Raw genomic sequence first — 22374 nt, forward strand, 5'->3', positions numbered from 1 at the left:
CCACGATGCCGCGCACCGCGTCCACTGTGTCGTCGGCGAGCACCCGGCCCTGCCCGATGACCACCACCCGGTGGGCGAGCGCCTCCACCTCCTCCAGGTAGTGGCTGCTCAACAGCACGGTGCCGCCGTCGTCGTGAAATGCCCGGATCGCCGCCCACAGGGTGTGCCGGGCGGCCACGTCCAGGCCCGTGGTGGGTTCGTCGAGCAGCACCAGCCGGGGCCGGCCGACGAACGCCAACGCCACCGCCAACCGGCGGCGTTGCCCGCCGGAGAGCCCACCGGTCTGCCGCCGGGCCAGGTCGGCGAGACCGAAACGGTCGAGCAGCTCAGCCCGGGGCACCGGGTCGGGGTAGTGCGCGGAGACGAAGTCGACCACCTCGCCGACGCGCAGCGTGCCGGGCAGGCCGGTCTCCTGCGGGGTGACCCCGATCTGCCGACGGCTCGCCGGGTCGCGGGGGTCGCGACCGAACAGCTCGACCCGCCCGGAGCTGGGGCGGCGCAAGCCCACCAGCAGGTTCATCAGGGTGCTCTTGCCGGCGCCGTTCGGCCCGAGCAGGCCGACCAGCTCACCGGCCCGGACCTCCAGGTCGACACGATCGAGGGCGAGGACGTCGCCGTACCGGCGGCTGGCCTGTTCGGCGCGGGCGAGGGTCATGGCTGCTCCTTCGACGGGGCGGGGTCGAGCAGGGCGCGGATCGCTTCGGTGTACTCCTCGAACGCCAGCCGACCTCGCCGGCTGAGCCCGACCAGGGTCGCCGGGGTGCGTCCACGATGGGTCTTGCTGATTTCCACGTAGCCGGCGTCCTCGAGTTTGCGCAGGTGCACCGAGAGGTTGCCGGCGGTCATCGCGAGCAGCTCCTGTAGGCGGGGGAAAGCGATCTTGTCGCCGACGTTGAGTGCGGAGAGGCTGGCGACCACCCGCAGCCGGGCCTGCGCGTGGATGACCGGATCCAGCTCGGTCACGGCTGCTGCCGCTGTCGCTGTCGCCGCCGGGCGAGCGCGCCGGCCACCAGCATTCCGCCGCCGCCGGCCACCGCCACGACGAGCGCGTGCCAGCCCGGCCCGGCGATCGCACCGATCAGGTTGATCACACTGATCCAGACGCCGAGGCGGAACAGGTCCTGGTCCAGCCAGACCGCCCCGCCGGCCATGTGCAGCGCACCGGTCAGCCCGACGGCGGTCGCCGACCAGAGCAGCGCCGCCAGGTCGTGCGGCAGGTGCTCGGAGATCCGGCCCAGCCCCGCGTAGACGCTCACCGAACCGAGGGCCCAGGCGTACCCGTACCACTGCCCCCGACGGGCGGAATCGCCGCTCACCTGGTCGTAGGCCCGCACGCTGACCACCGCCTGGGTCGCTCCGGCGGCCGCGAGCAGTACGAAGAGGACGGTCAGCGGCAGCCAGCTCGGCAGGTGGACCAGCGCCCGGTCACCCGGGGGGAATCGCAGGAAGAACAGCCCGAAACCGACCAGCCAGGCGACACTCCACGGCCAGTAGAGCAGGCGGGCGTCGGGGTCGAGCCGGCGTGCCGTCGCCGACCGCTGGTCCTGGATCAGCCGGAGCGCCGCCGCGGCGTCAGTGGGTGGTGAGTCATCGTCGGGGTCCACGCAAACTACTTTAAGACACAAAGTCGAGGTGGGTGACCCCGCCATCACCGACGGGACCCCCCGATAACGGCGAGCAGTGCCTATGGTGGTCAGTCGTGACGACTGATCCGTCGCACAGGCCACAGGGGAGGGTTCGTGTCAAGCCCGAGCAATGAGCTGGAGGTCCAGCCGGAGGCTCTGACGGCGTTCGCCGCCGGGGCCAAGGATCGGGCGGCCCGTTTCCGCGAGCTGCACCGCGCCTTCGGTGACGGGCACGTGCCACGGCACGCCTTCGGAGTGATGCCGGCGTCCTTCAACCTCGCGGCGACGTACGCCGAGCAGTTCGAGGCGTGCCTGCAAGGGCTCGCCGACGGCGCCGAGATGATGGCGGACATCGCCGAAGGGCTCACCGACACCGCCGCCGCCTACACCGGCACCGACGCGGCCAACACCGACCTGTTCGTGCCCGGCCGCCCGCCCGCTCCCGACGTCATCGCGCCCGGCCCCTGGTCGGGTGGCATCGGCGCTCCGAACGGTTCGGTGCCGGCGTGAGCACCGAGGCGTTGCAGCGCAACAAGACCTACTTCGAGCAGATCGTCTCGGGCACGCCCGAACCCTTCAAGCCGCTCTCCAACGCGGTGCTCTGGCCGTTCGAGCAACTGCTGGAGCTGGTCGCCGGCGAACCGGACGACCTGATGCGGGCGGCGCAGCTCTGCCTGGACACCGGCGCGGCGGTACGGGAGATCGCCGGTGACCAGATCGCCGACCGGGCCCGGTTGCGCGGCGCGTGGACCGGCGACGCTGCAGAGGGCTTCCATGCCTCGATGGAGTCGGTGGAGGCGGCGATCGAGGAGCTGGCCCAAGGGCTCGACGGCACCAAGGACGTGCTGGTCGAGGCGGCGAACGCGGCGGTGGACGCGTTCAATCTGCTGGTCGAGCTGATCCTCGAGTTCCTGCTCTGGTTCCTCACCGAGGTGATCATCGCGGCGGTGGCCGCGGCGCTGAGCGCCGGCGTCTCGTTGGCCGCCACCGTGGTCCGGGTGCTGGCCCGGCTGGCCACCACAGTGGGTCGGATGGTCAAGATCGTCGCCCGGTTCGCCGAGGTGCTCACCCGCCTCGCCGCCCGGCTGGGCAAGGTCGCCGGCCAGCTTCGCAAGTACGCGGACACCGTCATGGAGCTCAAGCAGCGGAAGAAGCAGTACAAGCTGCTCAGCAAGGGCGGCTGGACGCCCGAGGGGCGTGCCTTCCAGGTCGAGAAGTTCAAGACCCTCTTTCCGGGCAAGTTCGTCATCAACCAGGTCTCGCCGGTCAACATCCCCGGTTTCGGCGGCGCTCTGCTGGACACCGGCATGGGCCTGCACGACATCTCCGACGGGCAGAAGGACCGCAACTACCTGGTCGACGGCACGTACAGCGAGGACCTGGGCCCGTACACAGCGGGTGTGCAGAATGTCTTCGACTCTATCCTGAACTGAGAGGCAGCCATGACCTTCCCCGCCCTGGACCGAATCGAGGCGCTGGCTCGCAACCTGGACGGATGGCAGCGGCAACTCGCCGACCGGATGGCGGAGTTGGAGCAGACCAGCGCCGAGGGCGTGAGCGACTCCGGCCTGGTACGGGTCACCGCCGCGGCCGACGGCAAGATCGTTTCTACCGAGCTGAACGCGCGGGCGATGCGACTGGACTCCTACAGTCTGGCCGAGGAGTTCACCGCAGCCGCCAACCGGGCGCAGGAGGCCGCCGCGGCCCAGGTCCGGGAGTTGGTCGGCGAGGTCATCGGCGATCCAGGAGCCGGTCCGCGTCGGTCCGCCGACCACGAGGGGCGCTGATGACGGCCGACGAAAGTCAGGCACGGTACGTCGAGGGGATCACTCGACTGCTGGGGGCCGGCGAACAGGTGCGCGCGGTGGCCCAGGTGCGAGCGGGCGGCGGGCTGACGCCGGCGCCGCCCTCGCAGCCGTCGGCGCCGCCCGCCACCGGTGGCCCGGGCGTCCTGGGTGTCCTGCTCAACGTGCTGTCACCGAACATCACTTTCGGTAGGGCGGACAACGCCGTCGACTGGCTCTTCTTCGGTGTCGGAGGTCGAGGTGAGCCAGATTCCCAGGCATCCGTGCTGCACCATGCCCTGACGGTGGCGACGAAGGGCTCCGGCCTCCGAACCCTCGTGCTGGGGGTCACCGACCAGCGGCTGCTGCTCGGTGCGACCGCACCAGTCGGGCTGCTCTCCGGCTCCGCGGCGGACGAACAGGCGCAGGCCGACGTCGAACTGCTCGGGTCCGTCCCGCGAACGACCGTCGCCGCCCGGGTCGGCAGGTACCGGTTGAACTGGAAGCGGCTGCGGATCGACTTCACCGACGGGTCGTGGCTGTCGTTCCACGTGCCGCTGGCCGACTCCAGCCGCCCGCTGCGGGAGGTCGCGGCAGCCCTGTCAGCCGGCTGACCCGCCGACGAGCGGGGCAGGCAGCGGCGCGACGTGCAGCACCGCCAGCCGGGACACCGCCCGGGTGAGCACCACGTACAACCGGTGCAGCCCCCGCGGCTCGGCCGCGACGATCGCGGCCGGCTCAACCACCACCACATGGTCGTACTCAAGGCCCTTGACCAGCGTCGCCGGCACCACGGTGACCCGCTCCGCGGCCGCCACGTCGTCGGCGGTCGCGGTCTCGACACCGGCCTCGGCCAGCGCCGCGCGCAGGCCGTCGACCGCGTCGTCCGCGGCGATCACACCGACCGAGCCGTCGTGCGCGAGCGCCGCGCGCACCTCGGCCACCGTCGCCGAGGTCAGGTCGGTCACCGTACGCACGTCCAGGCCGCCGTCGTGGCGCAGCGACTCGGCCGGCGGTACGTCCACCGCGAGCGCCGGAAGCAGCAGGTTCGCGAATGCGACGACTGCCGCGGGTACCCGGAAACCGACTGTCAACGGGACCACCACCGCGTCCGGCTTGCCCAGGTGGGCGAGGGATTCCCTCCAGTCCGTCGCCGCCCACGGCGCGGTGCCCTGGGCGAGGTCACCGAGGAGCGTGACCGAGCCGTGCTCGCTGCGCCGAGCGATGGCCCGACACTGCATCGGGGAGAGATCCTGCGCCTCGTCCACCACCACGTGCCCGAATCCGGAGAGCCGTTCCAGCAACCCGGTCGCCTCGTCGATCAGCACCGCGTCGGCGGCGGTCCAACGGGTCGCCTTCGGCGTTCGGGCTGGCTTCACCCAGCTCAACTGCGCCTGCTCGGCGTCGCTGAGCAGCCCGTCCGCCGCCGCGGCGAGCCGGGCCGGATCGGAGAACAAGCCGTGCACCAGCCCTTCCGGGGTGAGCGCCGGCCAGACCGCGTCCAGGAAGTCGAGCACGGGCCGGCAGCGGCTCATCCGGCGCAGCCAGGCATCGCTGGGCGACTCCGCACGCCGCGCCTCGGCCTGCCGTTGCAGCAGACTCACCACCCGCGCCTGGACACGTTCCCGACCCGTGCCGTACGGCAGCCCCTCCCGGCGGGTCTCCTCGACGATCCGGTGCAACGGCTCCACCCCGATCCGCCAACGGAACGAGCCGTCCGACACGGTGATCGACTCGGTCGGGGTGCCGATCTGCCCCTGCACCGCGCGCCGCAGCACGCTCGCCATCCGTACGTCGTGTTTGAGCGCGGCCACCGCCGGCGCCTCGACCGCCCGAACCGCCACCCGGGAGATCAACTCCTCTACCGTGGCCTGCTCGACCTCGACCTCGCCGAGCGCCGGCAGCACTGCCGCGATGTACGACAGGAACGCCCGGTTCGGCCCGACGATCAGCACACCCGCCCGCCGCAACCGCTCCCGATGCAGGTAGAGCAGGTACGCGGCCCGGTGCAGACCCACCGCCGTCTTTCCCGTACCCGGCGCGCCCTGCACACAGATCGAGTCGGCGAGGTCAGCCCGGACCAGCTCGTCCTGCTCCGGCTGGATCGTGGCGACGATGTCCCGCATCGGCCCGACGCGTGGGCGCTCGATCTCGGCGGTGAGGATCCGACTGGTCGTACCGAGCTCTTCGCCCCGGTCCAACCGCTCATCCTCGAAGCTGGTCAGCACACCATTGCTGAAACCGAACCGCCGCCGAACCGCCACCCCCTGCGGATCCCGCACACTCGCCCGGTAGAACGAGCGGGAGACCGGTGCCCGCCAGTCCAGCACCAACGGCTCACCACGCTCATCGGTGACATGCCGCCGCCCCACGTGATACCGCCGACCGTGATGATCGCCGCTGGCGTCGGGCGCGGTCGTGTCGTTGGCGGGCCTGTTGGCTGTGGGCCTGTCGCTCGTGCTGCTGTCGTCCGTGGGCCTGCGGTTGGGGCTGCCGCTGTTCGTGGCCCCGCTGTTGGTGGTGCTGCTGTCGGTGGTCCCGTTGTTGGAGGTCCTGCGCTCGACGGTCCCGTTGTCCGTGGCGCTGCTGTCCGTGGCGCTGCTGTCCGTGGCGGTGCTGTCGGTGGTGCTGCTGTTGTTTGGGGCGGCGGCGAAGTCGAGGCGGCCGAAGAAGAGCGGAGTGGTCGGGTCGTCGGCCAGCTCGGCGACCCGGCGGGCCAGGGTGCGGCCGAGCGTCTCGGCCGCGTACGCGTCGCCGGCCACCTGGTCACCGGTGGCGAAGAGAGACTCGGCCCGCTCCCGCATCCGACCCAGCGCCGCCCGCGAGGTGGTGAGGTGTGCGCGTTCGGCGGCCAGGTCCGCGTCGAGGTCGGTGTCGAGGTCGGTGTCGGTGTCGGGGTCGAGCTGGGTGTCGAGGTCAAGTGCGGGCATGCTGACGTCCCATCGTTCACATCTGCTGCGCGCTCGCGTGTCCGGGGGCGGATGGCCGGCCGCCCGGCGCGAAGACGTCCGTTCCGGTGCAGCTCACCTCGGCCGTCAAGCGGGCTGCAACCCTACGCTCCTCAAACCGGCGCATCCAGCGAATTACCGACGCGACCACCCGTCCGAGACGGCGTGTCGCCCGGTCGGGTGTCGCTGGGCGACCACGCCCTGCCCCGCGCCGTGCTTTTTCATACCGCGACCGCCGCGACGCCGGTGACCGACTCGGCTTTCAGGGAGTCGCGGTGTCTGGGCCGGTGCAACGCCCCGGTTTTCAGGAAGCCGAGTTGATCACCGGGAGACACAGCTTGGACGGCAGGGACAGCAGGGTTGTCGCGGTGGCCGGTGGCAAGCCGCGGTAGCAAGGCACGGTGGTGAGGCTGCGGTGGCGGTGGCGGTGGCGGTGGCGACTGCGGTGGCGGTGGCTGGCAAGGCGCGGTGGCGAGGCCGTGGCGGTGGTGAGGCCGTGGCGGTGGTGAGGCCGTGGCGGTCGCGGTGGCGACTGCGGTCGCGGCGGCAAGGCGCGGTGACGGTGGCGACCGCGGCGGCGGTCGCCAGACGCAGGCGCGGGCGGCGTGGGCGTGGTTGGCGGCATCAGCAGCGCAGGTGGTAGAGGTTGCGACGAGGGGTGCGCAGTGGGTCGAGCCAGCTGGGCGGGAGGAATTCAGGTCGACCGTCCGCCGAGAGACGGACCGTCCAGTCGCCGCGGTGGATGAACCGGTGGTGGTAGCCGCAGAGCAGCACCGCATTGCCCAGCGCCGTCCCCCCACCGTCGGCCCAGTGTCGGATGTGGTGACCGTCGCACCATCTCGGCGGCCGATCACAACCAGGAAAGGCGCAACCGCCGTCCCGCAGGACCAGCGCGCGCCGCAACGGGCCGGTGAAGAGCCGGCGCTGCCGACCGACGTCCAGGACCTGACTGTTGCCGTCCAGCACGACCGGCAGCACGCCCGCATCGCAGGCCAGGCGGCGGACCGCGCCGGGGGTGAGGCGCGTGCCGGTCTCCAGTGTTCCGGCGCGTACGCCGTTGACCAGTTCCTCCAGCGAAACGGTCACCACCAGCTGAGGACGGTCGCCGCCGTTGTCGGGCAGCTGGCCGGTGCGTAGCGCCAGTCGGCAGATCTCGCCCAACGCGTCGGCGCGGCGCTGACCAGGACTGCGGTCATCCTGCTCACCGGTTGGGGTGCAGAGCGGATCGATGGCCTCGCGCAGCAGGCTCGCGGTTTCGGTGTCGAGGTTGCCGCTGAGGCGTACCTGGCCGTTTCGTTGCTCGGAGAGCGTGACGTGCCGGCGGGCCTCGGCTCGCTCGGTGGCCCGCTCCAGAGCCTTCAACTCAGCCTGGTCGGCCAACTCCGGAGCGACGTGCGCGAGGACGCGCTCGCCGAGCCGGCTCAGGCTTGTCGGATCGAAACGGTCGGCCCAGGTGACCAGTAGTTGGGTGGCCTTGTCCGCCACCTCGGGACCGGCTTCGACCGGGAGGGCGGCGATCGTCTCGGCCACCACCCGACCCTGCTCGACGGTGATGGCACCGCTGAGCAGCGCGTCGCGCACCGCTGGCGGGGCGGCGTCGATGGTGGCGGCGAGCTGGACCAGCTGGCGGGCGCTGCGACCCGAGAGCCGCAGCCGCTCCCGAAGCCAGACCGCAGTGGACGAGGCGCCCTGGGTGACCGCCAGCCCGCGACCGTCCAACTCATGGACCAGACCGAGTTGAACGGCGGCCAACCGCTGCGCCAACACCTGAGTCGCGTCGAGAGAAGCAAGCAACTCGTCATCGGAGAGCGCCCAGAACGCGGTCTCGGCGCAGTCGTCAACTGCCCCATCCACCTGCGCCAACGCCTCCAACATGAGAGCAGAATAGAACTGGTGTACGACACTTTGGAGTCGTCCTGATCAATGAGTGCAATCAATTTCGTCGATCATCGTGAGCTGCCCGCTTGTCGTGCCCGCTTGCGCGTCCGCCAAGCCGCGCCGCGCCCGCCGAGCCGCGCCGCGCTCGCCGAGCCGCGCCGCGCCGCGCTCGCCGAGCCGCGCCGTGCTCGCCGAGCCGCGCCGTGCTCGCCGAGCCGCCGCGCCGCCGAACCGCCGTGCCGCGAAGTCTCCCCGCCGTGCCCTGCCGCGCCCCGCCGTGCCCTGCCGCGCCCCGCCGTGCCCTGCCGCGCCCCGCCGTGCCCTGCCGTGCCCTGCCGTGCCCTGCCGCGCCGCGCCGCGCCGCGCCGCGCCGCAGAGACGCAAACCCGCGCTCGCCACTCAGGCCACCCCGCCAAGCCGTGCCCGCCGGCAAATCCGCCTGCTCGCGGCCGAAGGTAAAAGCGTGGCCGACGCGCGGTGGTCCGAGCGGGACGCGGGGGTGATGGCAGGTTGGCGGGGCTGCCGGGATCATGGGCGTATGACCGAGGCCCGCTCCGATTCACGCCGGATGACGATCAGCGACCCCCAGGTGATGCGGGCGATGGCCCATCCGGCTCGAATCGCGATCATGGAGCACCTGAACAGTCGCGAGAGTGGTGGGACTGCCACCGAATGTGCCGAGATCGTTGGGTTGTCGCCGAGCGCAACCAGTTACCACCTTCGGGCGCTGGCGAAGTTCGGCCTGGTTGAGCAGGCGCCGAGCCGGGGGGACGCGCGCGAGCGGTTGTGGCGTGTGCCGAGTGTGAGTGTGCTGGTCGAGGCGGGTCGTGATGCCGGGCCTGAGGCGCGTGCGGCCGAGCAGGCGCTGGTGGAGGCGCATGCGGTCCGGGCCATGGAGCGGACCCGGGACTGGTTGCGGCGCGCCGGGGACGAGCCGGCCGAATGGTACGACACCGCTCTGTTCACCGACACGCTGTTGCTCCTCACCGCCGACGAGTTGGCCGAGTTGAACGAGGCGGTGCTGGCGCTGCTCCGGCCGTATCACCCGCGGCGGCGGCAGGGTGCCTCACCGACGGGGGCGCGCACGGTCGCGGTGCAGTACCGGACGGTGCCGTTGGCATAGCCAGGCTTGCATCAATCAGTTGTGAAGCATTATTTTCGAAGCATGTCCTTCACAACGGACGAGTCGCGCTGGTCGGACGTCTGGCTCGCCGCCGCTGCTCGAGGCACCACGATCTGCGGCGACTTCCTCGCCGCGACCGCGCTGGCGCTGGCGCTACAGGGTGCCGGTGCCGGCGGTCTGGCCGTATCGGGGCTGCTGTTGTCCGCCACCCTGCCCCTGGTGGTACTCGCCCCACTCGCGGGCCGACTCGCCGACCGGACGGACAGCCGTACCCTGCTGGTGACCATCGGGTTCGGGCAGGCCGCAATCTGCGCGCTCCTCGCCGTCGTCGAGCAACCGGTACTGGTGGTAGGGCTCGTCGCCCTGCTGGCCTGCGGGCTCGCGGTCACCCAACCCTGCCTCGCCGCGCTGCTGCCGGCGATGGTCCGCCCGGCCGACCTGCCGCGAGCCAGCGCGATCAGTCAGACCGCCGTCTCGCTCGGTGCGCTCGGCGGCCCGGTGCTGGCCGGCCTGCTGGTGGGACAGTTCGGCACCCGCGTACCGCTGCTTCTCGATGCCGCGACCTACCTGGCGCTCGTGGTCGCGGGCCTACTGCTGCGGACCCGACGCGGCGGCCGGCGGCCCGCCGCCGTGGGCAGCGAGGCCGCCGTGGGCAGCGAGGCCGCCGTGGGCAGCGAGGCCGCCGTGGGCAGCGAGGCCGCCGTGGGCAGCGAGGCCGCCGTGGGCAGCGAGGCCGCCGCCAGCCCGGCCACCACCGTGAGCAGCCGGGCCGTTTTGGGCGGCGTGGCAACCCCTGGGGGTACGGAGATCGGCTGGCGGCTGCGCCGCGATCCGCTGATGCTCGTCATGGTGGTGAGCACCGCCGTGGTGATCGCGGCGATCGGCGGCATCAACGTGATCGAGGTCTTCTTCATCCGGGAGACGCTGGGGGGCTCGGCGACCACGTACGGCCTGGTGAGTGCCGCATGGATGGCTGGCATGCTGCCGGGGACCTGGCTCGCCGTACGACTTGCCGGGCGGCTCGACGACGACGGCGCGTTGGTACGGGGGGTGCTGGCCACTCTGGCCGTGTGCAGCCTGATGGTGTTGCTGGCGGCGACGGTGCCGGCTGCGGGTGTGTTGGTGCCGCTCTGGCTGGTGGGGGGTGCGGCCAACGGTGGCGAGAACGTCTTCGCCAACCTGCTCACCGCTCGGCGGGTACCGGAGGCGATGCGCGCCCGGGCGTACGCCAGCTACGGCGCTGCGGTGCAGGGTGGCTCGATGGCCGGCTTCCTGATCGGCGGGGCGTTGCTCGCGGTCGTTCCGCCTCGGCCGCTGATCGCCGGTGCCGGTGTGGTCGGGCTGCTGGTGGTGCTGGTGTTCGTGCCGGTCGTGACCCGGGCGGTACGACGGTCGTCAAATGCGGGCTTGGCCACTCCGCGGCGGCCCGCCGAGCCGGAGCCAGCCGCCGGCGATACGGTCGGGCCATGGCTGAGCGCATCGCACGCCCGCGGGTCGGGCACATTCAGTTCCTGAACTGCCTGCCGATCTACTGGGGTCTGATGCGTTCCGGTGCCCTGCTCGACGTGGACCTGCACAAGGACTCGCCGGACCGGTTGAGCGCGGCGCTGGTCGCCGGCGACCTCGACATCGGCCCGATCACGCTCTTGGAGTATCTGAAGCACGCCGACGAGCTGCTGCTCCTGCCGGACCTGGCGGTGGGCAGCGACGGGCCGGTGCTCTCGGTCAACATGGTCTCCACCCGGCCGCTCGCCGAGTTGGACGGCGCCCGGGTGGCGCTCGGTTCGACCTCGCGGACCGGGGTCATGCTGGCTCAATTGCTGCTCGCCGAGCAGTACAACGTGCGGCCCGAGTACTTCCGCTGCCCGCCGGATCTGACCCAGATGCTGCTGGAGGCCGACGCCGCCGTGCTGATCGGGGACGTGGCGCTGCGGGCGTACTACGAGGCACCGCAGAAGGGCCTCACTGTCACCGACCTCGGCCAGGCGTGGCGGGAGTGGACCGGGCTGCCGATGGTCTTCGCCGTCTGGGCGGTCCGCCGCGACTTCGCCGCCGCCCACCCGGGCCTGGTGAAGGAGGTGCACGAGGCTTTCCTGCGCTCACGGGACCTCTGCCTGGCGGAGTTGGACCAGGTCGCCGAGGCGGCTGCCCGCTGGGAGACCTTCGACGCGGAGACGCTGGCCACGTACTTCCGTACCCTCGATTTTTCCCTTGGCGACCGGCAGGTCGCCGGGCTGCGCGAGTGGGCCCGACGGGCGGCGGCGATCGGCGAGGCCCCGGCGTTGCCGGACGGCGGCCCGGAGTTCTTCGCCGGCTGACCGCTGCCAGCCGGGCCGGCAAAGCCAACCGGCCCGGCGAAGCGCCGAGGCGCCAGGGGCTCAGGTGCCGGGGCGGAGCAGTGCCTCGGTGATCTTCTGGCAGTTCTTCATGCCGTAGTCGTAGCCCATGTTGATCGGGTACTTGACCATCACGCCCATCGTCCAGGTGTCACCGATGGCCAGGCAGTTGATGTGCATCTCCTGCTCCCTGGTCCGGTCGATCCACCCGTTCTTGATGGCGATCTTCTTCTGCTCGGAGGCCGGGAAGGCCTTGCGGATACCGAAGTCGCCGGCACCGCGAACCTGCTTCATCTCGTTGAGCAGCCACTTGGTCCACTTCGGCCCGGCGGCGGTGCCGGTGACGATGCAGTTGCCCATCCGGGCGGTGTCCCGGGGGGAGAGCGCCGTCCGGCTCCAGCCCTTGTCGGGGGCGACGCTGCTGTCGGTCAGTTTGCACATGGAGATGAGCCGCTTGATCGAGGCGTCCCGGTCGACCAGGTTGTAGAACTGTTCGGCCCGGGTGTTGTCGCTGTCCCGGATGATCCGGGTCGCGTCGGCGAGCTTCGCGTCGCTCGGGGTCTGGCCGGCGTCGGCCGCGCGACGCAGGTAGTCGGCGACGATCCAAGCCTTGATCATGGAGGCGGTGGTGCTGGTCTCGTCCATGTTCTTCGAACCGATGATCTTCCCGGTTCGGCGGTCGAGGACGCTCCAGGCGTACCAGCCCTCGATGTTCAGATCGAGGTCCTTGGCCACGAAGGGCAGCGGCTCCAGCGACGGGCTGGGCTTCGGTGACGGCGCGGACGGCTGGCGGGCGCTGCGGTCGGTGCCGGCGCCGGTGGGGCGGTCGCTGGTGCCGGAGCCGGCGTCGCCCCACTTGGCTGCGGCGGACGACTCGAACGGCGAACCGGGCAGCAGCCGCAGCGACACCAGGACCAGCCCGATGAGGATGACCGCGATGGCGATCAGCCGCATCGGGGAAGCCTCGCCGCCGTTGCGCCGGTCGACCCGACGGTTACCGGCCATCAGAGCTTTCCGACCGGCTGCTGCGGCACCTTGAGCGCGGCGCCCGGCTGCGGGGTGACCAGTTGGGTGGCCACACTGGCGCAGACCTTCGCGCCGTAGTCCAGGCCGGTCCTGATCGGGTAGCGCAGCATCACCGCGAGGCTCCACTTGCTGGTGACGGCGAGGCAGTTGACGTGCCAGTTGCCGTCGCCGTAGATCGGGGTCCAGCCGTTCTTCATGCTGACCGGCCCCTGAGCGGTGATCGACTTCGGTAGGCCGTCGATGATCCCCCAGCGGCCACCGCCGGACTCGGTCTTCTGGTCCTTGGTCGCGGTGGTGCCCCTGACCTTGCTCATCTGATCCAACACCCACTTGGTCCACTTCGGGCCGGCAGCCTTACCGTCGGCGATGCAGTCGCCGACCCGGACCGCGTCGCGGGGAGACATCCGGGTATAGCTCCAGTAGCCGGTGTACGGCTTGGTGTTGCCGCGCTTGGTGTCGGTCAGCCCGCAGATCTTGATCGCCCGCTGGATCACCGCGTCGGGAATGCTGCTGGTCGAGGGCTTGTATGAGCCACCCGCGGCGGCGTGGACCTTGTTCGCCGCCCCGTCGTTGCTGTCGACGATGGCGAGTCGAGCCGCCTCCTTCAGCGCTGCGGGCGGCTCCTTGTCGCCGAGCTGCCGCAGGTAGTCGGAGACGATCCACGCTTTGATCATCGATTCGGTGGAGCTGGTCGCAGTCATGTTCGGCGACCCGGAGATCTTGCCCGTCTTCCGGTCCAGCAGAGCCCATGAGAAGAACTCACCCTTGAAGCTCACCGACACCGGGCCGGCCGCCAGGGTGGGTGGCGGCGGTGGGGTGGGTGCGGGCGCGGCGACGCTCGCCGTGCTTCCGCCGCCGCCTCCGCCGCTGCCGTCGCTGGCGAGTCGGGCGTACGCGGTGGGGACCAGTAGGACGCCGCCGAGCACGACCGCCGTGATGGCGAGCACCAGGGTCACGCGAGATCGCATGAGTGGCTGAACTCCAGGTGTCAGGGCCGGGGGGACCGGCTTGCCGTCGGGACGAATCGGGTGCGATCGCCGAGGCCGGGGGAGGTGGCCTCTGTGGAGATGTCGATGTCGGCAGCCGATCGGTTGACCGGCAGAAGTCTACGTCCGGACCGGCAGACCGCCAGGGTTCGACACTAGGCAACCTGCGATAAAGGCGGGATATGGGGCCGGTATGAGGTTTTTGCAGGGATTCACCTTTGTTTCGTGGCCTAAGTCACGACGACAGGGCGACCTCCAGGTAGCACAAAGCAGTCATTCGATTACGGATGGGATGCTCGGATTCCTGTTACACCCCCTGGCGCAACGTGGCGCAAGCTGTAACACTTAGCCTCATGTATGGCAACGACTTCTCCGCCCCGAACGGCACCCCGGACGAGGCGCCCGGCGGCCTGCTGGGCGAGGTCGAGGCCGCCGAGGCCGAGCTGCGGGCGGCGGCGGCGCGCGGGCGGCGTGGCGGGCCCGCGCCGGACGAGGACCTGGCGGCGTACTTCGCCGAGGTGGTCGACGCCGAGCAGAAGATCGAACCCCGCGACTGGATGCCCGACGCGTACCGGCGGACGCTGATCCGGCAGATCGCCCAGCACGCCCACTCCGAGATCATCGGCATGCAGCCGGAGGGCAACTGGATCAGTCGGGCGCCGTCGCTCAAGCGCAAGGCGATCCTGCTGGCCAAGGTGCAGGACGAGGCGGGTCACGGCCTCTACCTCTACGCCGCCGCCGAGACCCTCGGCATCAGCCGCGACGAGCTGGTCCAACTGCTGCTCGACGGCCGCCAGAAGTACAGCTCGATCTTCAACTACCCCACCCTGAGCTGGGCCGACGTGGGCGCCATCGGGTGGCTGGTGGACGGCGCGGCGATCGTCAACCAGGTGCCGCTCTGCCGTTGCTCCTACGGCCCGTACGCCCGCGCGATGATCCGGGTCTGCAAGGAGGAGTCGTTCCACCAGCGGCAGGGCTACGAGATCCTGCACACCCTGGCGCACGGCACCCCCGCGCAGCAGGCGATGGCCCAGGACGCGGTGGACCGTTGGTGGTACCCGTCGCTGGCCATGTTCGGCCCGCCAGACGGCGACTCCACGCACTCCGCCCAGTCGATGGCCTGGAAGATCAAGCGCTTCTCGAACGACGATCTGCGCCAACGCTTCGTCGACATGTGCGTCCAGCAGGCCGAGATCCTCGGGCTTCGCATCCCCGACGCGGACCTGCGCTGGAACGACGAGCGGCAGGCGTACGACTACACCCAGCCGGACTATGACGAGCTGATGCAGGTGATCTCGGGCGACGGGCCGTGCAACCGGGAGCGGATGGCCCACCGCCGGGCCGCGCACGCTGACGGCACCTGGGTACGCGAGGCCGCCGCGGCGTACGCCGCGAAGCGGGCAGGACAGAAGGAGACGGTCGCAGCATGACGCAACACACCCCGCTCTGGGAGGTCTTCGTGCGGGCCCGGCGCGGGCTGTCGCACACGCACGTCGGCAGCCTGCACGCGCCCGACGCCGCGCTTGCCCTGCGCAACGCCCGCGACCTCTACACCCGCCGCCAGGAGGGCGTGTCGATCTGGGTGGTGCCGGCCGGTGCGATCACCGCGTCCAGCCCGGACGAGAAGGACGCCTTCTTCGACCCGGCGGCCGACAAGGTCTACCGCCATCCCACCTTCTACGAGGTGCCGGACGGGGTGGCCCACCTGTGAACGGGCCCTTCGACTTCACCCTCGCTCTCGCCGACGACGCGTTGGTCGCGGCCCAGCGGTTGGCCGAGTGGACCACCCGTGCCCCGGAGATGGAAGAGGACATCGCGCTGGCCAACATCGCCCTCGACCAGCTCGGCGCGGCGCGCCTGCTGCTGTCGTACGCGGGCGAGCTGGAGGGCGCCGGCCGCGACGAGGACGCGTTGGCGTACCTGCGCGACGACCGGGAGTTCCGCAACGCGCTAGTGGTCGAGCTGCCCAACGACGACTTCGCGGTGACGATGGCGAAGCTGTTCTTCCTGGCCGCGTACCAACTGCCGCTCTACACGGCGCTGGCCGGCTGCGCGGACGAGCGGTTGGCCGCGATCGGCGCGAAGGCACGCAAGGAGTCGGCGTACCACCTGGACCATGGCGCGCTGTGGGTGAAGCGGCTCGGTGACGGCACCGAGGAGTCGCATCGCCGGATGCAGGCGGCCGTCGACAAGGTGTGGCCGTACACCCACGAATTGTTCGCCGCGGACCCGGCGGCACCGGTCGACCCGGCCACCCTGCGGCCGGCGTTCGACGAGGTCGTCGTCCCGGTGCTGGCCGAGGCGACGCTCACCCAGCCGGACAGCGCCTGGGCTCCGGCCGGTGGGCGGGCCGGTGTGCACACCGAGCACCTGGCCTACCTGCTCGCCGAGATGCAGGTGCTGCACCGCGCCCACCCCGGAGCGAAGTGGTGAACCCCAGGGAGGCGGCCGCCTCGGTGGTGGACCCGGAGATCCGGGTCATCACCATCGACGAGCTGGGTATCCTGCGGGCGGTCGAGGAGGACCCGGCCAGTGGCCGGGTCACCGTCACCATCACCCCGACCTACACCGGCTGCCCGGCGATGGACGTGATCCGGGCCGACATCCGCCGCGCGCTCACCGCCGCCGGCCACCCGGACGCGCAGGTCCAGACCGTCTACAGCCCACCGTGGAGCACCGACTGGATCTCCGAGCGTGGGCGGACCAAGCTCGCCGCCGCCGGGATCGCCCCGCCGACCCCGGTGCCCGCCGCCGGCGTCGTGTCGCTGACGCTCGCGGTCCGCTGCCCGCAGTGCGGCTCGCCGGAGACCGAGCAGGTCAGCCGGTTCGGCTCCACCGCGTGCAAGGCACTGTGGCGGTGCCGTTCCTGCTCCGAACCCTTCGACCACCTGAAGGCGCTGTGACTGTCACCATCACCCGCCCGGTTCGCCGCCGACCGGTCTTCCACCCGTTGTCCGTCGCCGCCGTCGACCGGCTCACCGACGACTCCGTGGCGGTGACCTTCGCCGTACCCGAGGAACTGCGGGAAACCTTCGCGTTCCGCGCCGGTCAGCACCTCACAGTGCGGCGAGCCGCGGAGGACGGCGCGGACGTGCGCCGGTCGTACTCGATCTGCTCCACCCCCGACGACCTGGCCCGGCACGGCCGGTTGCGGATCGGGGTGCGGGAGATCCCCGGCGGCGCCTTCTCGGCGTTCGCCTGCGGGGCGCTGCGCGGCGGCGACACCGTCGAGGTGCTGCCGCCGCTGGGCACCTTCACCACGGCGTTCGCGCCGGACCGGGTGCGGCACTACGGCGCTGTCGTCGCCGGCTCCGGCATCACCCCGGTGCTCGGGCTGGTCGCGACCGCCCTGGCCGTCGAGCCGGCCAGCACCTTCACACTGGTGTACGGCAACCGCACGGCGAACACTGTGATGTTCGCCGAGGAGTTGGCCGACCTGAAGGACCGTTACCCCACCCGGCTGCACCTGGTGCACGTCCTCTCCCGGGAACAGGGCGAGTCGCCGCTGCTCTCCGGTCGGATCGACGCCGAACGGCTGGGCCGGTTGCTGGGCACCATCGTGCCGGACGACCTGGTCGAGGAGTGGTTCCTCTGCGGCCCGTACGGCATGGTGGTCGACGTCCGGGACGTGCTGACCGCACGTGGGCTGCCCGAGTCGGCGGTGCACACCGAGCTGTTCCACGTCGACACGCCGCCGGAGCCGGTGCGCCGGCCGGTCGACCAGGCGGGCGCCGGGGCCGAGGTGACCATCGTGCTGGACGGCCGGTCGTCGAGCTTCACCATGGGTCGCGAGGAACGGGTGCTGGACGCCGCGCTGAAGGTGCGGGGTGAGTTGCCGTACGCCTGCAAGGGTGGCGTCTGCTCGACCTGCAAGGCGAAGGTCGTCGACGGCGCGGTCACGATGGCCCGCAACTACGCGTTGGAGCCCGACGAGCTGGCCGCCGGCTACGTGCTGACCTGCCAGTCCAGCCCGACAACCGACAAGCTCACCGTCGACTACGACGCGTGACGACGCCGCCCGCGCCGATCTTGCAGTTTTGGTTGTCGAGATGAGTGGGATGCCCCTTATGTCGCGACAGAAAGTGCAAGATCGCGGAGACGGTGCCAGCCCTGAGCACCCCTCCGGGCCAGGGCGCGGGACCGGCGTAGGCTCGGGGGCGTGACGGTGAGCCGGGAGATCGACGACATCCTGCAGCGCGGCGCGGACGGCGGGCGGATCACGCCCGAGGAGGCGCTGCTGCTCTACACCGAGGCGCCCTTCCACGCGTTGGGCGAGGCGGCGGACGCGGTGCGTCGGCGACGCTACCCGGACAACGTCGTCACCTACCTGATCGACCGCAACATCAACTACACGAACGTCTGCGTGACGGCGTGCAAGTTCTGCGCGTTCTACCGGGCGCCCAAGCACAAGGAAGGGTGGACCCACCCGACCGAGGAGATCCTTCGCCGGTGCGGCGAGGCGGTCGAGCTGGGCGCCACCCAGGTGATGCTCCAGGGCGGGCACCACCCGGACTACGGAGTGGAGTACTACGAGGAGCTGTTCTCCTCGGTCAAGCAGGCGTACCCACAGCTGGTCATCCACTCGATCGGCCCCAGCGAGATCCTGCACATGGCCAAGGTCTCCGGGGTGAGCCTGGACGAGGCCATCGCCCGGATCAAGACCGCCGGCCTGGACTCGATCGCCGGCGCCGGCGCGGAGATGCTGCCCGAGCGGCCCCGCAAGGCCATCGCCCCCCTCAAGGAGTCGGGCGAGCGCTGGCTGGAGGTCATGGAGCTGGCCCACCGGCAGGGCATCGAGTCGACCGCCACCATGATGATGGGCACCGGCGAGACGCACGCCGAGCGGATCGAGCACCTGCGCATGATCCGCGACGTGCAGGACCGCACCCGCGGTTTCCGGTCCTTCATCCCGTGGACGTACCAGCCGGAGAACAACCACCTCAAGGGCCGCACCCAGGCGACCACCTTGGAATACCTGCGCCTGGTCGCGGTGGCCCGGCTCTTCTTCGAGACCGTGCCGCACCTGCAGGCGTCCTGGTTGACCACCGGCAAGGACGTCGGGCAGCTCTCGCTGCACATGGGCGTGGACGACCTCGGCTCGATCATGTTGGAGGAGAACGTCATCTCCTCCGCCGGTGCCCGGCACCGCTCCAACCTGCACGAGCTGATCGGCATGATCCGCTCCGCGGACCGGATCCCGGCGCAGCGTGACACCCTCTACAACCGGCTCGCCGTGCACCACACGCCGGCCGACGACCCGACCGACGAGCGGGTGGTCTCGCACTTCTCCTCGATCGCGCTGCCCGGCGGCGGCGCGGGCCGATCCCTGCCCCTGGTGGACGTCAGCTGACTGTCGACACCCGGCCGTTCGGCTGATCGACGCTCATGCTCCCGCCGGATCACCCCGGCGGTACGGGTGGTCCCCGCCGCCGCAGCGTCAGCCTGTCCGCTGCGGGGCTGGTGGAGATGATCGTCGGCCGCTAGCGTCCCGGCTCATATCCGTCACCACCGTCGACGGACGAGGCTGTCCTCCATCGGCCCGCTGCGGGTCGTTCATATAACGCACGGCAGTACGGGCGGGATGGGTGACCATCCCGCCCGTACTGTCTGCCCAGCTCGGACCGGACGGATGAAAACGGCTCCGCCTGCTGGCGTGGAAGATCGGCCTCCGATAACGTCCGCTCGTTCCGCAACCATTCTTTCTTCCCTACCCCCGGGGGACTGATGACAGCGTTCCACCGCTCGACGCTGGTGCGCGCCAGTGTCGTGGCGCTGCTCGCGGCCGGCGGCATCGCCGCCGTGGCCGCACCAGTGCTTGCGGCCGAGGAGGCCGATCTGGCCCTGGTGCCGCTCAGCTACAACCTGGCCAAGGGTGTGACGGAGGCCAAGAGCAAGCCGTTCAAGTTCTCGGTCGACAACACCCGGAGCAAGGAAGACGCCAAGGGCGTCAGTTACACAGTGGACACCAGCAAACTGAAGACGAACAAGGTCCGGGTAGTGGTACCCGACGGCTGCCGGGTGAACGGCAAGAAGTTCACCTGCCGCCTCGGCGACCTGGCTGCCGGCACCAGCGAGGACTTCGGTATCCCGATCTTCTCCACCGGTGGTAAGGGCGCCGCCGGCACTCTGGTGGTCACCATCCGCTCGGCCACCGAGGACCCCAACGAGGAAGACAACAAGGTCGAGCACGACATCACCGTCACCGAGCCCGGGTACGACCTGACCAGTTGGGTGCAGGACGTCAACGCGAACGTCGTGGTGAACGGCGTCAACGGCGACGACCCCGACCTTCGGCCGGTGCGGCCGGGCGAGACGGTGCCGGTCGACTGGGCGGTCTACAACGACGGCAGCCGCAAGGCCACCGGCCTCGCCTACGTGCTGACCCTCCCGGCGGGCGTCACCTTCGACACCCTGCCGGACACGTGCACCACGCAGACCTTCGGCGTCACTCAGGCGCTCTGCCAGGACGACGGCGCGGTGATCCGGCCCGGTGACTACTACACCGCGGACATCAAGGTGACCGTCGGCAAGGACGTCACCGAGCCGGTGCTGCGGGTCGGCGAGCTTGTGGCACACGGCCTGGACGCGGCGGCCGGCAAGCCCGAGGAGCAGCCGCGGCGAGCCAACACCGCCCAGCGGAAGGCCTTCACCGAGATCGACGAGGGCGACAACCAGGCGATCTTCGACGTCTTCGTCGACCTGGCCGTCGACCCGACGCCGACGCCCACGCCGACGGCCACCCCGACGGGATCGCCGACCCCGACGCCGACGGTCACCCCGACCCCGACGCCCACGGTCACCCCGACGCCGACGCCGACGGTCACTCCGACCGAGTCGCCGACGCCGACGCCGACGGTCACCCCGACCGAGTCGCCGACGCCGACGGCCACTCCGACGGAGTCGCCGACCCCGACCCCGACGCCGACGGTCACCCCGACGGAGACGCCGACCCCGACCCCGACGCCGACGGCCACTCCGACCGAGTCGCCGACGCCGACGGTCACCCCGACCGCGACGGTCAGCCCGACCGTGACGCCGACCGCGACGGTCAGCCCGACCGCGACGCCGACCGTGACGGCCAGCCCGACCGTGACGCCGACCGCGACGGTCAGCCCGACCGTGACGGCCACGCCGACGCCGATCCCCAGCGGTACGACGACGCCGGGCACTACCGTCTCGCCGGGTACCGGTGGTGGCCCCGCCGGTGGTGGCCCCGCCGGTGGTGGCTCGGGCGGTGGCGGCCTGCCGGTGACCGGTGTGCAGGTCGGCCTGATCGGTGGGATCGGCGTGGTCATCCTGCTGGTGGGTGGGGCGCTGCTGGTGCTCACCCGTCGCCGCAAGGTGGTCCTGGTCTCGCCGGCCGACGAGAAGTCGACCGACTGACACCGGTGCCCTGACCGGCGGCGCGCCGGCGAGGCGCGACCGCGACGGGTGCGATGGCGACAGGCGTTCTGACCGAGGTGTCACGGACGCGGGTACGACGCGAGGGCGGGGTGGGCGACCACCCCGCCCTTTCGCGTACGGGGTTCGTGCCGCCCACCCAGCGAACGTCGGTTGGCGGGCGGCTGGCAGAGTGAGGGGGTGAGCCGTACCCCGCAGGGCCAGCGCGCCAGTCTGGACAAGCAGCCGCACGAGGTCGCCGCGATGTTCGACGGCGTGGCAGAGCGTTACGACCTGACCAACACGGTGATTTCGCTGGGCCAGGACCGTTCCTGGCGGCGGGCCACCCGCGCGGCGCTCGGGCTGCGGCCGGGCGAGCGGGTGCTGGACGTGGGCGCGGGCACCGGCGTCTCGACGCGCGAGCTGGCCCAGTCCGGGGCGTACGCGGTCGGGGCCGACCTGTCGCTCGGCATGCTGCACACCGGCAAGAGGGCGCGGCCCGAGGTGCCGCTGCTGGCCGGAGACGCGCTGCGGCTGCCGTTCGCCGACGCCAGCTTCGACGCGGTGACCATCTCCTTTGCGCTGCGCAACGTCAACGACACCGACGCGGCGCTGCGTGAGTTGGCCCGGGTGACCCGGCCGGGCGGCCGGTTGGTGGTCTGCGAGTTCAGCACCCCGGTCAACCCGGTCTTCCGGACGGTCTACCTGTCGTACCTGATGCGGTCGCTGCCGGCGGTGGCCCGCACGGTGTCGAGCAACCCCGAGGCGTACGTCTATCTCGCCGAGTCGGTCCGGGCCTGGCCGGCGCAGTCCGCGCTGGCCGGCCGGGTGGCCGCAGCCGGGTGGGGGCGCGTGGCGTGGCGCAACCTGACCGGTGGCGTGGTGGCCCTGCACCGGGGGATCCGCGAGTAGCGAGCGGACCGCACCGACCGCTACGGACATTATTCAGGTTCCGTAAATATCGGACTTGGTCCACTTTGCCCGGTACGCTCGATCGCATGACCGGAGCACACCCGGCGGACCCGGTGGCCGCCACCGACGACGACGCGGCCGAACTCATCTCTCAGTTGCGCGACTTGGCCGGGGCCGACCCGGTGGAGGTCCGGCAGGTGGTCGCCGAGGTGTTGGCCGCACTGGACCGGGCGGCGGGTGGGGCGCTCCGCGAGCATCTGCCGGAGACAATTCGGGTCGACGCGGGCTTGGACGCCTCCAGCCCGGCCTGACACCTGACCGCTGTGGACGGTGATGAGCTGTCACATCGGCGAGTTAGGTACCCCTGATCCTGCGC

22 protein-coding genes and 1 pseudogene are annotated in these 22374 nt (G+C 71.1%); 16 read left to right on the forward strand and 7 right to left on the reverse strand.

The window, feature by feature from the left end:
* The 3 genes from KBX08_RS22950 to KBX08_RS22960 all read right to left on the reverse strand — a co-directional run.
* The coding region (locus KBX08_RS22950) for an ABC transporter ATP-binding protein (protein ID WP_210785468.1) at positions 1 to 655 on the reverse strand (655 nt) is incomplete at its 3' end.
* Entirely contained in the window at positions 652 to 963 is a 312-nt protein-coding gene (locus KBX08_RS22955; RefSeq protein WP_091395655.1) for a transcriptional regulator, read from the reverse strand. The genes KBX08_RS22955 and KBX08_RS22950, both read right to left, overlap by 4 nt.
* Positions 960 to 1604 (reverse strand): transporter, encoded by a 645-nt coding sequence (locus KBX08_RS22960; protein WP_210785469.1) that lies wholly within the window; start codon positions 1602 to 1604, stop codon positions 960 to 962. The genes KBX08_RS22955 and KBX08_RS22960 overlap by 4 nt, the downstream gene beginning before the upstream one ends.
* Positions 1605 to 1739: 135 nt before the next feature.
* On the opposite strand from KBX08_RS22960, the gene KBX08_RS22965 reads away from it, so the two are divergent.
* The 4 genes from KBX08_RS22965 to KBX08_RS22980 are packed head-to-tail and all read left to right on the forward strand — an operon-like array spanning position 1740 to position 4023.
* Positions 1740 to 2135 carry a type VII secretion target gene (locus KBX08_RS22965; RefSeq protein WP_210785470.1) on the forward strand — a complete coding sequence of 132 codons (396 nt, stop codon included), beginning with the start codon at positions 1740 to 1742 and terminating at the stop codon, positions 2133 to 2135.
* Positions 2132 to 3058, forward strand: a complete 927-nt coding sequence (locus KBX08_RS22970) for a WXG100 family type VII secretion target (RefSeq protein WP_210785471.1) — start codon at positions 2132 to 2134, stop codon at positions 3056 to 3058. The genes KBX08_RS22965 and KBX08_RS22970 overlap by 4 nt, the downstream gene beginning before the upstream one ends.
* 9 nt (positions 3059 to 3067) lie before the next feature.
* Positions 3068 to 3412: a YbaB/EbfC family nucleoid-associated protein gene (locus KBX08_RS22975; protein WP_210785472.1), complete on the forward strand. Its 345-nt coding sequence runs from the start codon at positions 3068 to 3070 to the stop codon at positions 3410 to 3412.
* Entirely contained in the window at positions 3412 to 4023 is a 612-nt protein-coding gene (locus KBX08_RS22980; RefSeq protein WP_210785473.1) for a hypothetical protein, read from the forward strand. The genes KBX08_RS22975 and KBX08_RS22980 overlap by 1 nt, the downstream gene beginning before the upstream one ends.
* Here KBX08_RS22980 and KBX08_RS22985 read toward each other — a convergent pair.
* A complete protein-coding gene (locus KBX08_RS22985) occupies positions 4012 to 6339 on the reverse strand; it encodes an AAA family ATPase (protein ID WP_247669894.1) in 2328 nt (775 codons plus the stop codon). The genes KBX08_RS22980 and KBX08_RS22985 overlap by 12 nt on opposite strands.
* A 642-nt stretch (positions 6340 to 6981) precedes the next feature.
* The gene (locus tag KBX08_RS22995; RefSeq protein ID WP_210785474.1) at positions 6982 to 8232 is read right to left on the reverse strand and encodes an HNH endonuclease signature motif containing protein; all 1251 of its coding nucleotides are present in this window, start codon (positions 8230 to 8232) and stop codon (positions 6982 to 6984) included.
* Between the two features lie 340 nt (positions 8233 to 8572).
* Between KBX08_RS22995 and KBX08_RS23000 the strand changes: the two genes are divergently transcribed.
* Genes KBX08_RS23000 through KBX08_RS23010 form a run of 3 tightly spaced genes read left to right on the forward strand, consistent with a single transcriptional unit; the run spans position 8573 to position 11676 of the window.
* Positions 8573 to 9358, forward strand: a complete 786-nt coding sequence (locus KBX08_RS23000; protein WP_307850612.1) for a winged helix-turn-helix domain-containing protein — start codon at positions 8573 to 8575, stop codon at positions 9356 to 9358.
* Positions 9359 to 9400: 42 nt separating this feature from the next.
* Positions 9401 to 10873, forward strand: coding sequence for an MFS transporter (locus KBX08_RS23005; protein ID WP_210785475.1), 1473 nt, complete (start codon positions 9401 to 9403; stop codon positions 10871 to 10873).
* Positions 10825 to 11676, forward strand: a complete 852-nt coding sequence (locus tag KBX08_RS23010) for a menaquinone biosynthetic enzyme MqnA/MqnD family protein (RefSeq protein WP_210785476.1) — start codon at positions 10825 to 10827, stop codon at positions 11674 to 11676. The genes KBX08_RS23005 and KBX08_RS23010 overlap by 49 nt, the downstream gene beginning before the upstream one ends.
* A 60-nt stretch (positions 11677 to 11736) precedes the next feature.
* Here the strand turns inward: KBX08_RS23010 and KBX08_RS23015 are convergent, their stop codons facing one another.
* Together KBX08_RS23015 and KBX08_RS23020 are read right to left on the reverse strand one after the other, a co-directional pair.
* A complete protein-coding gene (locus tag KBX08_RS23015) occupies positions 11737 to 12699 on the reverse strand; it encodes a hypothetical protein (protein WP_210785477.1) in 963 nt (320 codons plus the stop codon).
* On the reverse strand, positions 12699 to 13688 hold the full coding sequence (locus KBX08_RS23020) for a hypothetical protein (protein WP_210785478.1): 990 nt from the start codon (positions 13686 to 13688) through the stop codon (positions 12699 to 12701). Before KBX08_RS23020 ends, KBX08_RS23015 begins: the two co-directional genes overlap by 1 nt.
* Positions 13689 to 14059: 371 nt before the next feature.
* Here KBX08_RS23020 and paaA point away from each other — a divergent pair, with 371 nt between their 5' ends.
* The 9 genes and pseudogenes from paaA (at position 14060) to KBX08_RS23065 (ending at position 22309) form a co-directional block, all read left to right on the forward strand.
* Positions 14060 to 15136 (forward strand): 1,2-phenylacetyl-CoA epoxidase subunit PaaA, encoded by a 1077-nt coding sequence (paaA, locus tag KBX08_RS23025; protein WP_210785479.1) that lies wholly within the window; start codon positions 14060 to 14062, stop codon positions 15134 to 15136.
* Positions 15133 to 15417, forward strand: coding sequence for a 1,2-phenylacetyl-CoA epoxidase subunit PaaB (gene paaB / locus KBX08_RS23030; RefSeq protein WP_210785480.1), 285 nt, complete (start codon positions 15133 to 15135; stop codon positions 15415 to 15417). Before paaA ends, paaB begins: the two co-directional genes overlap by 4 nt.
* The gene (paaC, locus tag KBX08_RS23035; RefSeq protein WP_210785481.1) at positions 15414 to 16139 is read left to right on the forward strand and encodes a 1,2-phenylacetyl-CoA epoxidase subunit PaaC; all 726 of its coding nucleotides are present in this window, start codon (positions 15414 to 15416) and stop codon (positions 16137 to 16139) included. Before paaB ends, paaC begins: the two co-directional genes overlap by 4 nt.
* Positions 16133 to 16609: a 1,2-phenylacetyl-CoA epoxidase subunit PaaD gene (paaD, locus tag KBX08_RS23040; protein WP_210785482.1), complete on the forward strand. Its 477-nt coding sequence runs from the start codon at positions 16133 to 16135 to the stop codon at positions 16607 to 16609. The genes paaC and paaD overlap by 7 nt, the downstream gene beginning before the upstream one ends.
* Positions 16606 to 17715 (forward strand): 1,2-phenylacetyl-CoA epoxidase subunit PaaE, encoded by a 1110-nt coding sequence (paaE, locus tag KBX08_RS23045; protein ID WP_210785483.1) that lies wholly within the window; start codon positions 16606 to 16608, stop codon positions 17713 to 17715. The genes paaD and paaE overlap by 4 nt, the downstream gene beginning before the upstream one ends.
* 150 nt (positions 17716 to 17865) lie before the next feature.
* The gene (gene mqnC / locus KBX08_RS23050; RefSeq protein WP_196928716.1) at positions 17866 to 19056 is read left to right on the forward strand and encodes a cyclic dehypoxanthinyl futalosine synthase; all 1191 of its coding nucleotides are present in this window, start codon (positions 17866 to 17868) and stop codon (positions 19054 to 19056) included.
* 374 nt (positions 19057 to 19430) lie between these two features.
* A pseudogene (locus KBX08_RS34765) lies at positions 19431 to 20486 on the forward strand (cell wall anchor protein); the annotation flags it as partial.
* An 801-nt stretch (positions 20487 to 21287) separates the two neighbouring features.
* Complete coding sequence (locus tag KBX08_RS23060; protein WP_210785484.1) at positions 21288 to 21998, forward strand: demethylmenaquinone methyltransferase; 711 nt, start codon at positions 21288 to 21290, stop codon at positions 21996 to 21998.
* Positions 21999 to 22084: 86 nt separating this feature from the next.
* Positions 22085 to 22309, forward strand: a complete 225-nt coding sequence (locus KBX08_RS23065) for a hypothetical protein (protein ID WP_210785485.1) — start codon at positions 22085 to 22087, stop codon at positions 22307 to 22309.
* Positions 22310 to 22374 lie beyond the last annotated feature (65 nt).

It is taken from the genome of Micromonospora sp. H61 (assembly GCF_018070325.1).
In the GTDB taxonomy this organism is placed as follows: Bacteria; Actinomycetota; Actinomycetes; order Mycobacteriales; family Micromonosporaceae; genus Micromonospora; species Micromonospora salmantinae.

Bases quoted from the DNA above. Each gene is read 5' to 3' on its own strand.
- KBX08_RS23020 (WP_210785478.1), bottom strand. From the start codon at position 13,688: ATGCGATCTCGCGTGACCCTGGTGCTCGCCATCACGGCGGTCGTGCTC.
- paaA (WP_210785479.1), top strand. From the start codon at position 14,060: ATGTATGGCAACGACTTCTCCGCCCCGAACGGCACCCCGGACGAGGCG.
- KBX08_RS22985 (WP_247669894.1), bottom strand. From the start codon at position 6,339: ATGCCCGCACTTGACCTCGACACCCAGCTCGACCCCGACACCGACACC.
- KBX08_RS23015 (WP_210785477.1), bottom strand. From the start codon at position 12,699: ATGGCCGGTAACCGTCGGGTCGACCGGCGCAACGGCGGCGAGGCTTCC.
- KBX08_RS23005 (WP_210785475.1), top strand. From the start codon at position 9,401: ATGTCCTTCACAACGGACGAGTCGCGCTGGTCGGACGTCTGGCTCGCC.
- KBX08_RS22980 (WP_210785473.1), top strand. From the start codon at position 3,412: ATGACGGCCGACGAAAGTCAGGCACGGTACGTCGAGGGGATCACTCGA.
- KBX08_RS22975 (WP_210785472.1), top strand. From the start codon at position 3,068: ATGACCTTCCCCGCCCTGGACCGAATCGAGGCGCTGGCTCGCAACCTG.
- paaB (WP_210785480.1), top strand. From the start codon at position 15,133: ATGACGCAACACACCCCGCTCTGGGAGGTCTTCGTGCGGGCCCGGCGC.
- KBX08_RS22995 (WP_210785474.1), bottom strand. From the start codon at position 8,232: ATGTTGGAGGCGTTGGCGCAGGTGGATGGGGCAGTTGACGACTGCGCC.
- KBX08_RS23010 (WP_210785476.1), top strand. From the start codon at position 10,825: ATGGCTGAGCGCATCGCACGCCCGCGGGTCGGGCACATTCAGTTCCTG.
- KBX08_RS23065 (WP_210785485.1), top strand. From the start codon at position 22,085: ATGACCGGAGCACACCCGGCGGACCCGGTGGCCGCCACCGACGACGAC.